Raw genomic sequence first — 12587 nt, 5'->3', positions numbered from 1 at the left:
ATTTTTTTAAACGCAAAATATTCCTGTATTTTCCAATAAGGGGAAATAACAACTTTCGAGAACGAAATAATGGGAACAATATCGAGATTACGCAACGGAATACAACCTTAAATCTTGGTCAAGGAATTCAAAAGCTTTTGAACGGTTATTACATCGAGCCATTGCCCGAATTTTATTCCTACTTCGCGCTATTGGCCAACCCGAACAAATCCCTGTTTTTCCGCCAAACACAAACTGGCCTTATTCGTCCCCGTAAAAGAAATTCTTCTTTATTTAAATTACCGTGAATAGACAACTTTGACAAGGGAAGAATATCCTTAGATTAGGTGAAGGAGGGTACATAATGTTTGCTGAAGTCGACAAAGATACTTGCATTGGCTGTGGAGCCTGTCCGGAATTCTGCCCGGAAGTTTTTAAGATGGAAGATGACGGTTTGGCAACGGCTTATACAAACCCGGTCCCCAGTAACGTGGAAGATGCGGCAAAAGAAGCAGAAGAAGGCTGCCCGGTCGATGCTATATCGGTAAAATAGCCTAAAACAACCAAAACAATCAATGAGCGTCCTCCGGCATTTGAGGACGCTCATTGATTGTTTTATTGTTATTGCTTTATTGTTATTGATTTACTGATTAAACTTGTTTTTCCGCGTATTCACGGAGACCGTCCAGACCAAGGCGGTCGATGAGTCGGCCTATTCTCTCTTGGGGCCTGGCATTTTCTTTATAGTAAGTGATCACAGCATCAATGGCCGGCATAATCTGTTCTTTTTGCAGATTTTCCAGAAGGATATTGCCCTGTCTCGGCTTAACGCCACCATTTCCTCCGACATAAAGATGATAACCCTTACTTGTTCCCATCAGACCAAGATCCACTGAAGCAGCGTCTGTACACTTATTCGGACAGCCGGCAACTCCGATTTTAAATTTTGAAGGTAACTCCAAACCATGGTAGCGTTTGTCAATTTCCATCCCTAAGGCTAGAGTCTCCTGCAGCCCGCGTTTACAGAATGTATCGCCCGGGCAGACTTTCACGCTCCGCACACACAAGCCAACAGCATGACCAGGGTCCATTCCTAAGTCTTCCCATATTTTAGGAATATCCTCCGGCTGTAAACCAACAATGGCTATGCGCTGTGCTGAGGTTACTTTTAAGGCTTGAGCATGATATTTTTCGGCCACATCCGCAATCTTGCGCAGTATTTCCGGCGTAACAACTCCTGCCGGAATATGAGGAGCTATGGAATATGTCTTTTTATCCATTTGGAGAATCGAACCGGGGGGCTGAGCTTTAGCCGCCGCCTCGGGGGAAATCTCGCCCTGCTCCACGGCATTAACTCTTTCTAACAACAGATTGGGGTCTAAATGATGCATTTGTGCCGCATTGGCTAATGTCTCGTTGACAGAAAAGGCACACCCCAGACAATGCAGTCCTAATTCCTGCATCGCTTCCGCGGTCTTCGGGTTCGCGGTCATTATATCTTTTAATTTCATATCGAGCGTAAAGCGCATACTCTTCTCCTAACCATGTATAAGCATCGGCAAGCAATGCGTACAAACATGCTTTTCTTCACCTTGGTGGACATATGTCAAAATAGGCGTTAGTTCACTGGTTGTTCCACAGTGATCGCATTCAAGTTCCGGAGCTGTCTTTTTAACGTTTTCCATGTCTATTGCCTCCTTCTTTATGGTCCCAGTCTAACACGCTGACACTGAGAGCGGTGTGACTTAACACACATTTTTTCTGTGCCTTTCAGCACCTTTCAGCGAGATCAATCAATCCTCAGTTTGAGCGAATACCCTGGAAACTATTCAGCCACTAAAAATAAAATTCTACCGGACAATGGTTGTCCGGTAGAATTTTATCGTTCTGGCAGCTTTAACCTTAGCACACCAAAAACATCAAGGCGGCAATTAAATTTAGTTTGAAATTATTTACCACTGTAAAGATGACAGGCTACAAAGTGCTCGTTGCCCATGTCTCTCATTTCCGGCGCTTGAGAAGCACAAATGTCCATAGCTTTAGGACAGCGCGTGCGGAAATAGCAGCCGCTCGGCGGATCAATCGGACTGGGAACTCCGCCCTGCAAAACAATTCGCTGTCTGGTGCGTTCCACCTCGGGGTCCGGAATTGGAATCGCACTCAACAAAGCCTGAGTATAGGGGTGCAAAGGAGACTCGTAGAGGTTGAAACTTTCAGTAAGCTCCACAATTTTCCCCAGATACATAACGGCAATGCGGTGGGAAATATGCTTGACCATGGAAAGATCATGGGCAATAAAGAGGTAGGTTAAGCCCAAGCGATCCTGCAAATCTTCCAGCATATTGACAATCTGAGCCTGGATGGAAACATCCAAAGCGGAAATCGGCTCATCACAAATTATGACCTCGGGATCAACAGCAAGAGCCCGCGCAATGCCAATTCTTTGTCTTTGGCCCCCGGAAAATTCATGGGGAAAGCGATTGGCGTGTTCGGAATTAAGCCCTACTGTCTCTAACAACTGATAAATTCGATCCGTACGTTTTTGACCTTGAGCGAGCCGGTGAATATCCAAAGGTTCGCCAATGATATCACCAACCGTCATACGAGGATTTAAAGAAGCATAGGGGTCCTGAAAGATCATCTGAATCCGCCGGCGCATCGCCAGCATTTCCTTGGTATCCAACTCAAAGAGATTTTTTCCGTTCAGAATAGCTTTACCCGAAGTGGGTTCATAAAGGCGCATAATCGTTCTGCCTGCCGTTGATTTGCCACAGCCGCTCTCACCGACCAAACCTAAGGTTTCGCCGCGTTTTAGCTTAAAGGAAATTCCGTTGACTGCATGAACCTTAGTTGTGCTGCGCGCAAAAAGGCCTTGTTCAATCGGAAAATGTTTGACCAGCTCGGAAACTTCAAGAATTACTTCATCCTTCATACCACTACCTCCTGCTGCGCACCCGAAATACGGTTCACCTTCGGAGCTCGCGAATCTTGCAGCCAGCAGGCAACTTTGTGGCTTGGAGATTTTTCCGTATAAGCCGGCGGCTGTTCAAGGCAGATATTCATGGCATGGGGACACCTGGCCGCAAAGCCACAGCCTCGCGGAGGATTCAGCAGATCCGGAGGAGAGCCTTTAATGGGGATTAATTTGCCCCTGCTCTTGGCATCCAGACGCGGAACACTGTTCAGCAATCCCCAGGTATACGGGTGTTGTGGATCATGAAATAGTTCCGAGACAAGTCCGCTTTCAACCACCTTGCCGCCGTACATGACGACAATTCGTGAGCAAAGCCCGGCAACGACCCCCAGATCATGAGTAATCAAAATGATGGAGGTATTGATTTTCTCTTTCAAATCTCTCATCAGTTCCAGTATTTGAGCCTGAATTGTCACATCAAGTGCCGTTGTCGGCTCATCGGCGATTAGCAGCTTGGGACTGCAAAGCAAGGACATGGCAATCATGACTCTCTGCCTCATCCCCCCGGAAAACTCGTGGGGATATTGATGAAGACGGCGCCCGGCATTAGGAATTCCCACCATCTCCAGATACTTCTCCGAGCGGGCTAAGGCTTCGTGTTTGCCGATTCTTTCATGCCGCTGCAGAACTTCCGTCATTTGACGTCCAACCGTAAGGACGGGATTAAGACTCGTCATAGGGTCCTGAAAAATCATACTGATATCTTTGCCGCGAACTTTCTGCATCTCTTTTTCCGTAAGTTTTACCAAATCCCGCCCCATAAAACGAATTTGTCCGTTTTTGATTTTACCCGGCGGGTTGGGAATCAGCCGCATAATGGACTGAACTGTTACGGATTTGCCACAGCCTGATTCACCGACAATACCTATAGCTTCCCCTTCATCTACGTGAAAACTCACTCCGGAGACAGACTGGACTTCTCCGGCATACGTGAAGAAAGAGGTGCTGAGGTTATCTACTTCTAGTAAAGTTGCCACAGTAATTCCTCCTTACTTACGCATTTTGGGGTCAAACGCATCCCGCAAACCATCGCCGACAAAGTTGAAAGCCAGCATCAAAATAGCAATCAACACGGCTGGGAAAAACAAAGCAAAGGGATAAGCGGGAATATCCACACGGCCTTCGGCAGCCATATAACCAAGACTGACGAGCGGCGGCTGAATCCCTAAACCAATAAAGCTCAGAAAGGCTTCCATGAAAATTGCCGCCGGCACCTGTAAAGCAGCCACAACAATGATCTGGCCAACGCTGTTGGGCAGCAAGTGTTTCATTAAAATCCTGCGTGTACTAGCTCCTAAAGTCCGGGCGGCCAGAACAAATTCCTGCTCTCTCAAAGACAGGATTTGTCCTCTCACGATCCGGGCCATAGGTACCCAGTTTACTAACCCAAGCACGATAAAAATATTTTTCAGGCCTGAACCAAAAGTAACCATGAGCAAAATGACATACAGCAGGTCCGGGATACTGAAGATTATGTCAATTAACCTCTGCATAAAATTATCAATGCGGCCGCCAAAATAGCCCGAAATTCCGCCATAGAAAATCCCGATGGTTAAATTGATCAACACTGAGCCAAAACCGATAACAAGTGAGATCCGGGTACCATACATCGTTCTCGTTAAAATATCCCGGCCTAATTCATCCGTACCAAAGGGATGAAGCCAACTCGGCGGGATGAGTGTCGAATGTAAATCATTAGAGTAATAGTTAAATTGGGTTAAAAACGGACCGACAAGAGCGTACAAGATGATCAGGATGAGCACAAACAGTCCGCCCATGGCCAAGGGATTCATACGGAACCGACGGCGAGCATCCTGCCACAAAGTCGTACTTGGACGATTAATTACTTCAGCTTTGATGGTTTGCTGTATGGGTGAAAAGGAATCTGCTTCTAAACTCATGCTCAGGCCCCCTTCTGTCCGGTAAGTTTTATGCGGGGGTCAACGACTGTATAGGCAATGTCCACCAGCAAGTTAAAGATAACCAGCATGGAAGCAAACAGAATAGTTGTTCCCATAATCACTGGATAATCGCGGGCCGTAATGCTGGAAACAAAGAACTGACCAATACCGGGAATGTTGAAAACATATTCCACCACAAAATTACCCGTTAGGATATACGCAAAGAACGGTCCGAAGAATGTCAGTAAGGGAATCAAGGCGTTTCTCATCGCGTGACGGGTCACAACCACATAGCCGGGCAACCCCTTGGACCTGGCGGTCCTGATGTAATCCTGGTTCAAAACGTCCAGCATGCTTGTCCGGGTCAAGCGCGTGATCTGAGCTACGGGATAAGCGCTTAAAGCAATAGCCGGCAGGAAAACATTTTTTAGTTCACCCCAGCCAATGGGGGGGAAAAGGTGAAGTTTGAAGCCTACGTAATACTGCAAAAACGTTGCAATCACAAAGCTTGGGACCGAAACTCCGATCGTCGCCAAAAATGTGGCGACATAGTCCGTTGCTTTATTCTGCCGCAAAGCAGCGGCAATGCCCATACCGGTTCCGCAAACTAAAGCTAAGACAGTTGCCAGCAAACCCAGGGTCGCGGTTCTCGGCAAACCTTCTTTAAACAAATCGTTGACGGTCCGACCTTGATACCTGAAGGTTGGGCCAAAGTCAAAATGAGCAATGTTTTTCATATAATCTGTGTATTGCTTCATCAGCGGATCGTTTAAGTGATAGCGGGCATTAATATTAGCCATGACCTGTGGTGGCAAAACCTTATCTGTAGAAAACGGGCCGCCGGGAATCGAATGCATCAAAAAAAACGTCAGGGTAATAACCAGCCAAACTACAAAAATCGCCGCAATAATTCGCCCTACCAAATACCGTACCATAACTTTCCCCCTTAATCGACCTAATAGACAAATTTTAGCACAACAAGAAGGCATAGTTAAGAGACAAGTTTTGGAAACTTGCCCCTTAACTTTCTTGTTTGAATTTTATAATTTGTTATTGTACCGTGGCATTCTTAAAGTCGAAGAAACCTTGCGGAAGAACAAGCACGCCCTTAATGTTGTCTTTAAGCACGTAGTTGTTCACGTAGAAGTAAATCGGCATAATCGGCATTTCCGTCATAAGAATTTTCTCAGCGTCATGCATCGCCTGCATGCGTACCGTTTGATCGGCACTATTCTTAGCGGTGTCGATATCTTTATCGTAAGCGGCGTTGGACCAACCGGTTTGGTTGTTGCCGCCATTTGTCACAAACATATCCAAGAAGGTCATCGGGTCAATATAGTCACCAAGCCAGCCGGCTCTTACAATGTCATATTGCAGACCTTGCATGCTTTGTTGGTAAACCGCCCATTCCTGACCTTGCAGTTTAACTGTGATGCCCAGATTCTTTTGCCAGTAATCCTGAATCGCTTGGGCAGGCAGTTGGTGAGTACCGTTGGTATTGTAGAGAATTGTCAAAGTCGGGAAATTCTTACCGTCCGGATAACCTGCTTCAGCTAAAAGCTGCTTAGCTTTAGCAACATCCTCTTTGAAGAAATCTCCTCCGACCGAACGAAAATCCTTGCCTGGAGTAGCGTCGGGAATCGCTCCGGGCACATAAGCGAAGGCCGGAGTCTGACCGCCTTTGAAGACATTGTCGATCAGATCCTGACGATTGAGTGCTATAGTCAGAGCTTGGCGCACACGCGGATCATTGAGAGGTTTTCTGGTGGTGTTAAAGCGATAGAAATAAGTACCCAGCTGGGGAGCTTGTTTTAAAGTGCCGTCTTTTTTGAAGCGCACGATATCTTCAGGGACGAGGTTGTCGTGTCCGTCCAATTGTCCGGCTTCAAATGCTGTTGTCGCTGCTTTGCCGTCTTCAACAAGGTTAAAATCCAATTCACTTAATTTTACGTTGGCAACATCATAATAGTTAGGGTTTTTCACCAGAACCATTTTGTCATTGTGGCTCCAGGACTTCATCATGAAGGGGCCGTTACTGACAAAGGTTGCTGCTTCTGTATTCCAGTTGCCATTGGCTTTAACATTCTTTTGATCCACAGGGAAATAGGTTGGGAAAGCCAACAGAGATTTAAAGTAGGGACACGGAGCTTCCAAAGTTATTTCCAGTGTCTTGGGATCTACAACATTAATACCTACGTCTTCAGCTTTAGCCTTCTTGGAGTTATAGGCTTCGGCATTCTTAATATAGAATAGTTGATAAGCATACTCAGCGGCAGCGGCCGGATCAAGAGCATGCAGCCATGAGGCTTTAAAGTCGGAGGCCGTCAAGGGGTCTCCATTGCTGAATTTGGAGTCTTTCAGCTTGACTGTGTACTTCAGACCGTCGGGGGAAACCTCAACACTGTCGGCAACAGCCAACTGGGGTACATTGTCTTTGTCTAAGCGCATAATGCCTTCAAACAAAGCCATTTCCATGATAGCCTCGGGAACACCGTTTGACATTTGCGGATCGAGAGTTTTCGGTTCGCCGCCTGGAGCAAAACTCATTTTCATTTCCTTAGCGGCCGAAGTTCCTCCGCCGCTGCTGTTGCCGGCAGAACCGCAGCCCGTAAGGACTAACCCTAGCATAAGGGTTATAGCGATCACCGCCGCAATACCTCTGTTTTTTCTCACTTTCCTTAGCCCTCCTTAATTATTTAGAGAATCACGAATTGTCAGTAGTATTCTACATTTGAGTTTAAATTACCTGCATGTATACAAAAAACTTTTATTTATTCTTGAATGGCCGTTCATTCTCAGGGTCCATAGTGGAATAAAGTTACAATAAAGTTTTCTTTTACCTTAGATGACTACTCCGGACAATTTTTTAAAGGTCAAACCCATCCTGAAGCGGATTGCCTCAAGTCCTGAATTAAGCAATAAACAAAAACACGGTTACCTCAAGTCAGGAGACCGTGTTCTCAAGCCAGGCTATTATTTTGGTAAAACTAATTGATTGCTTCTGATTGCTTCCCAAAGGTCAGGAAGGTGCCGCAGGATAATTGATCTTCTTAAGCTGTTGAATGCGCCACCCCTTCTCGGTCGGCTTTAAGCTGATTGAATACGTAACCTGCTGCACATTTTCAAGCGGAGATGACCATGAAACTCGGACAATGATTCCCTGGGTATTGGCCGGATCAAAATTCAAGAACTCTACTTTTTGCAGGGATAATAACGGGTCTTTATTTAAGGTAGTCTCCCAGGTTTTGAATTCTTGATCGTCCAAAGAACCCTCAGGCAGCACCAAAAGGTCCCTGGCAAGATCAGTTTGGCGCAAATCCAAAAGCGAAAAGAAATGTTGGATCGTTGTTCTGGAACTTTTTTGGTAGTGTGGATCTGACATGGTTGTGATCACGGTTTGAGGCGTTTGAAAAGTGACAATGGTGACTAAACAAACGATTGCCAAACCCAAGATCCATGCATAACGACTGTGACGCATAGTTTCCCTCCCTTGCTTGTCTCTACTACCATTCTAGGAGGGAAATGTCCTTTTCATTCCACTTTAGCCAAAAACTTTTCGTAATACATTAAGTACAAACTCCGGTAAGCGCACATAGTAAATTCTCATTAAATCTCTTCCTCCTTATATTCGATTTTAAGTTCACCTTTGGTAAGGTATGCTTACAATGCTGAGAATGTCAGACTAAACCGCTTGGTAATTCTTAACAGCTTCTTCGAGTTGAGCAACCAGTTGACGTTCTTCATCTGAATTCGCCGTGAAGTACAGGCGGCCAATGATGCCGGTAATAATTTTGAGAACGTCTTCCAATACCAAGGATTCCTTCATTGCCAATTGGGCACTTGTTTCAATAAGAGCGATCCCAAATTGATGTCCTACTCCCTCTTTCACCATCCGTGTGCAGCTTTTTCCAAGCAAACGCATCACCAAAGAAGCCTCTTGGACATCAAGTTGGCGTACTACATCGATCGTTGTCGTCAGACCTTGAACCATACGCAATCCAACATTATTCCAACTAACATGTTGATTATCCATATAAACGCTTCCTCCTTAGTGTTCACAGTCCTGTGCCATACTATATGCCGGACTCTCCTAAGGGGTGCAAAAAGCGAGCAGGAAAGCCCTTCTTCCTGCTCGCTTTTTGAGCGCAAATTTATGAAATTAAACAATAATTCCGAAAAGCTCTATTTGCCAAGTTTGGGGACTTTAAAGGTGGAAACCATCAGAAAAGCAAGAATCACCATACTTACGGGATAAACATACCACGGCAGCATACTGTGCAGAAACATTAACAAGGCCATAAAACCACCGGCAAAGGTAATTGGAACTCCGACGAAATAGGTTGTAATGTTAAGCATATTAAAACGTGCCAACCGAACTGCGCCGCACAAAGCAAACCCCACGGCAATCCCCAAACCAATATACCTCATGTAGTCGGGCTGGAGAGGCTGGAGAGTGGCTTGATAGGTTAGAATGGCAGGAGCAACACCGAAAGAAACCAGATCACTCAAAGAATCAAGCTCCTTGCCAAACTCCGAACTCACAGAAAGTCTGCGGGCAACTTTGCCGTCTAAACTATCCATGAGTACAGAAAGTAAAATCATGGCCGAAGCCAAATCGAAATTCCCCTCAAGCACCCAAACTAAGGCAAGAAAACCGAACAACAGATTTGCCAGAGTAAACATACTCGGGATCATACGAGCGGGAATCGGTCTTCCACTCATTCTTTATTCACGCTCCCCATTAGCCAGCCATCACGTGATATGGGATATTGTTTCACCGAAAATGAAACCTCCTCTCGATTTTCTCTAGTTTACCATTTTTACGAGGATTATTAAAGCACCTATATTACATCAATTCCCTAAACTTCCAATCACTAATTTTCTGGAACAATTGGCGATCATCCGCCCTAAAATGAGTTCGTATGGGCAAAGAGCTTAGAAAATACCGGCCATAATATTTGCCGATCACCCGATCATCCAGCAAGATTACAAATCCCCGGTCCTCCTTCGAACGGATGAGCCGGCCAAATCCTTGTTTAAAACGAATAACCGCTTCCGGCAAAAGGAACTCGCGAAAGGGATCACGCCCCTGAGCTTTTAAAAATTCCGAACGAGCTTCAATCAAAGGAAGTGACGGAGGCCAGAAAGGCAATTTGACCAGGATAACACAAGATAAAGTTTCCCCGGGAATATCAATACCCTCCCAAAAACTATTAGCTCCCAGCAAAACACTCTTGGGGTTTCTTTTAAAGGTTTCCAGTAAAGTGGTTCGTTCTCCTTGTATTCCCTGAGCTAAGGTGTCAATATTAAGCTTTGTTAGGCGAGGCTTTAAGTCGGCATAAGTTTCTCTTAACAACTTATGGGCCGTAAACAGAACCAAGGTCCGCCCCTGCATGCGCTCAGCGACGTTTAGAATCAGCTCGGACAAAACGTCCACTTTTTCCTCGTCCGAATGAACGGCGTTAAGACCTTTGTTTAAGACGAAAAACTGCATCTGAGCGTCAAAGTTAAAGGGAGAATCCACTGCTGCGGTTTTTGTTGTTAAAGGCAAGCCAATATCCTGAAGAAAATGGTTAAATGAATTGGCAATGCTCAAGGTCGCGGACGTCAAAATGACAGTATCGAGGCGTGAAAATATTTTTTCTTTTAAGATGTCACTCACTTCAAGAGGAGATGTTTTTAAATAGAGTCTTGAACTTCGTTCCAACCAAGTTACTTGCCGGGGATCAGCTATGTTAATTGCCAGAGCAAGGGTGTCTTGAATTTCTTGCAGTTCTCTTTGATGCGTGTTGATGACATAGCTTAATTCTTCGACTTCATCAGCCTCTTCTCCGTTCAACACACTCGTTAAACTCTGCATAACGGCAACTAGAGATTTAAGGCGCCCTATTAAATTTTCAAATTGAACAAGCAGCGGACTCCACCAGGAAAGGCTTGTATGCCTGGAAACAAAGCGGAATGTGCGCTCAAGTCCTAAAATGGCTTCTAATAATTGAAATAATTCTTTCCCTTGCGTCAAGACATTAAGACATAGTTCAGGAATATTATCCAGGCGTTGAGCGAAGATGTCCCAAGAAACGACCGGGGCAGTAAAGCGAAAGGACTCTAAACGAAGCTTTGTTGTTGTGTAAAAATTGGCTCCTGATTGTCGATAAATGGTTTCAAGCGTCCTCGTGAGAACCTCGAAGCAGAGCTCAGAGCCCAAATTTTGCAACGCCGTTTGATATACCTGATGGGCTTCATCAAGCACTAAGTGATGATATTCCGGCAAAACATTATAATCTGTTTTGAGATCGGAAAACAGCAACGAATGGTTAACGATTAAGACATCGGCTTCTTCTGCTTTTTTACGTGCTCTCAGCAGAAAACAGACTCCGGATTTGGAGCATTTGCCCGGATTGCACAACTCGTTGTCCGCACTTAGATCCGGCCAGATTGACATTAGCCCCGGTACTTTGGAAAGTTCCTGGATATCCCCTGTTCTGGTCTCTCTCAGCCAGACCAAGGTACTCAAAACCGCCAGCTTTTGGTCTTGACCGGCAATCTCCTGAGGATTCGTTAAACAACTAAGCCAGCGTTTCAGGCAGCAATAATTTCCTTTACCCTTTAATACAGAGGTCCGAAAGGAAAAAGGAAGTACTTTGGCCAGCATCGGGATATCTTTTTTTTGCAGTTGCTCCTGAAGGGGAATCGTATGTGTAGCGACGACAACCTTTCGTCCGGTTTTTCGAGCAAACCACAGGCTGGGGATTAAATAAGCAAAGGACTTTCCCGTCCCTGTTCCGGCCTCAATCACGACATGGTGGGCGGAAATGAAGCCCTCAGCAATAAGTTGAGCCATTTTGGTCTGACCGGGGCGGCATTCATACCCTGGCAAAGATTGTTCAAGGATTCCTCCTTCGGAAAAGCTTTCACTGATCCACTTGAGGGAATCGGGTATTTTCTGATCTGAATTTTGGCTCTGAGCAAATAATCCCTCAGGCGACGGGGAAAGTACGAGATCCGTCTGAATCCGGCGATCCGGAAATTGACGTATTATTTCCCGGCGTAAATCGTCGAAAAAACTTTTTCCCGACCAACCTGCCAGAAATGCCTGGGCCTGATCGAAAAAACTAAGATCAAAGCCCAAGCCTTTATTGCGACATGCTTCAAAAAGCTTCCATATTAAATGTACCTTTTGCTCGGAAGGATGTATATTCAGCTCTCCCTCGCCGCTAAGCCTAAGCTCCTCTGCCAAATAGGGCAACTGGTAATGATGCAGCGACGGGAAGAAAATCCGGGCCAATTCTGTGGTATCCCAGGCTATATTCGGAAAAGGCGCATTTAAGGCTCTCTCTAAAATACGCAGATACGATGCGTCACAATGACTGACCAAAACGGCATCGTCAAAAAAATCGCGTATTTTTTGACGATACTCCGGAAGTGATAAGACACCAATCGAATCTTGAGGCAATATAATGGAATAGGCTTCCGGGTTATAAGGCTGTTCCTGGCAGACAAAAAAACAACATGATTCCGGCAATTGTCCGTCATGTATCCGCAAGGCTGTGAATTCAAAAATTTCCTCGTCCTTGCCTTCGAGAACTGTCTTTTCTATATTTAAAAAAATCACGTCTTTGCGCAATACCTTTGACCCCTCTCTGAGCTATTGTACCCAATCTTCAGGAAGGAAGCAACGTAAAAGCAGGATTTAGAGATTAAGCAGCGAATATTAACAGTGAGAAATCAGAAGA

The 12587-nt window shown here is 45.4% G+C and carries 12 protein-coding genes; 1 reads left to right on the top strand and 11 read right to left on the bottom strand.

Annotated features, from left to right (window positions below):
• The first annotated feature begins 343 nt into the window (after nt 1–343).
• Entirely contained in the window at nt 344–532 is a 189-nt protein-coding gene (locus REC12_RS10095) for a ferredoxin (protein WP_308894073.1), read from the top strand.
• 97 nt (nt 533–629) lie between these two features.
• On the opposite strand, the gene REC12_RS10090 is transcribed toward REC12_RS10095, so the two are convergent.
• The 11 genes from REC12_RS10090 to REC12_RS10040 all read right to left on the bottom strand — a co-directional run bounded on the left by REC12_RS10090 (nt 630) and on the right by REC12_RS10040 (nt 12478).
• On the bottom strand, nt 630–1508 hold the full coding sequence (locus REC12_RS10090; protein WP_308894072.1) for a hybrid cluster protein-associated redox disulfide (seleno)protein: 879 nt from the start codon (nt 1506–1508) through the stop codon (nt 630–632).
• 9 nt (nt 1509–1517) lie between these two features.
• Nucleotides 1518–1664, bottom strand: a complete 147-nt coding sequence (locus REC12_RS10085) for a hypothetical protein (protein WP_308894070.1) — start codon at nt 1662–1664, stop codon at nt 1518–1520.
• 263 nt (nt 1665–1927) lie between these two features.
• On the bottom strand, nt 1928–2911 hold the full coding sequence (locus REC12_RS10080) for an ABC transporter ATP-binding protein (RefSeq protein ID WP_308894069.1): 984 nt from the start codon (nt 2909–2911) through the stop codon (nt 1928–1930).
• Nucleotides 2908–3930, bottom strand: a complete 1023-nt coding sequence (locus tag REC12_RS10075; RefSeq protein ID WP_308894067.1) for an ABC transporter ATP-binding protein — start codon at nt 3928–3930, stop codon at nt 2908–2910. The genes REC12_RS10080 and REC12_RS10075 overlap by 4 nt, the downstream gene beginning before the upstream one ends.
• 12 nt (nt 3931–3942) lie before the next feature.
• Nucleotides 3943–4854, bottom strand: a complete 912-nt coding sequence (locus tag REC12_RS10070; protein ID WP_308894065.1) for an ABC transporter permease — start codon at nt 4852–4854, stop codon at nt 3943–3945.
• Between the two features lie 2 nt (nt 4855–4856).
• The gene (locus REC12_RS10065) at nt 4857–5789 is read right to left on the bottom strand and encodes an ABC transporter permease (RefSeq protein ID WP_308894063.1); all 933 of its coding nucleotides are present in this window, start codon (nt 5787–5789) and stop codon (nt 4857–4859) included.
• A 115-nt stretch (nt 5790–5904) separates the two neighbouring features.
• The gene (locus tag REC12_RS10060; protein ID WP_308894062.1) at nt 5905–7527 is read right to left on the bottom strand and encodes a peptide ABC transporter substrate-binding protein; all 1623 of its coding nucleotides are present in this window, start codon (nt 7525–7527) and stop codon (nt 5905–5907) included.
• A gap of 346 nt (nt 7528–7873) precedes the next feature.
• Nucleotides 7874–8332: a hypothetical protein gene (locus REC12_RS10055; RefSeq protein WP_308894061.1), complete on the bottom strand. Its 459-nt coding sequence runs from the start codon at nt 8330–8332 to the stop codon at nt 7874–7876.
• Between the two features lie 204 nt (nt 8333–8536).
• Nucleotides 8537–8887, bottom strand: coding sequence for a recombinase (locus REC12_RS10050; RefSeq protein WP_308894060.1), 351 nt, complete (start codon nt 8885–8887; stop codon nt 8537–8539).
• A gap of 149 nt (nt 8888–9036) precedes the next feature.
• Nucleotides 9037–9576, bottom strand: coding sequence for a CDP-diacylglycerol--serine O-phosphatidyltransferase (pssA, locus tag REC12_RS10045; RefSeq protein WP_308894058.1), 540 nt, complete (start codon nt 9574–9576; stop codon nt 9037–9039).
• Between the two features lie 124 nt (nt 9577–9700).
• Nucleotides 9701–12478 (bottom strand): helicase C-terminal domain-containing protein, encoded by a 2778-nt coding sequence (locus REC12_RS10040; RefSeq protein ID WP_308894056.1) that lies wholly within the window; start codon nt 12476–12478, stop codon nt 9701–9703.
• Between the last annotated feature and the right edge of the window lie 109 nt (nt 12479–12587).

Source organism: Candidatus Desulfosporosinus nitrosoreducens, assembly GCF_030954495.1.
In the GTDB taxonomy this organism is placed as follows: Bacteria; Bacillota; Desulfitobacteriia; order Desulfitobacteriales; family Desulfitobacteriaceae; genus Desulfosporosinus; species Desulfosporosinus nitrosoreducens.
This window is presented reverse-complemented; position numbering and strand designations above follow the sequence as displayed.

What these genes read in the sequence shown, in the direction of transcription:
- REC12_RS10065 (WP_308894063.1), bottom strand. Translation starts at nt 5,789, where the DNA reads ATGGTACGGTATTTGGTAGGGCGAATTATTGCGGCGATTTTTGTAGTT.
- REC12_RS10055 (WP_308894061.1), bottom strand. Translation starts at nt 8,332, where the DNA reads ATGCGTCACAGTCGTTATGCATGGATCTTGGGTTTGGCAATCGTTTGT.
- REC12_RS10070 (WP_308894065.1), bottom strand. Translation starts at nt 4,854, where the DNA reads ATGAGTTTAGAAGCAGATTCCTTTTCACCCATACAGCAAACCATCAAA.
- REC12_RS10080 (WP_308894069.1), bottom strand. Translation starts at nt 2,911, where the DNA reads ATGAAGGATGAAGTAATTCTTGAAGTTTCCGAGCTGGTCAAACATTTT.
- REC12_RS10095 (WP_308894073.1), top strand. Translation starts at nt 344, where the DNA reads ATGTTTGCTGAAGTCGACAAAGATACTTGCATTGGCTGTGGAGCCTGT.
- REC12_RS10085 (WP_308894070.1), bottom strand. Translation starts at nt 1,664, where the DNA reads ATGGAAAACGTTAAAAAGACAGCTCCGGAACTTGAATGCGATCACTGT.
- REC12_RS10050 (WP_308894060.1), bottom strand. Translation starts at nt 8,887, where the DNA reads ATGGATAATCAACATGTTAGTTGGAATAATGTTGGATTGCGTATGGTT.
- REC12_RS10090 (WP_308894072.1), bottom strand. Translation starts at nt 1,508, where the DNA reads ATGCGCTTTACGCTCGATATGAAATTAAAAGATATAATGACCGCGAAC.
- pssA (WP_308894058.1), bottom strand. Translation starts at nt 9,576, where the DNA reads ATGAGTGGAAGACCGATTCCCGCTCGTATGATCCCGAGTATGTTTACT.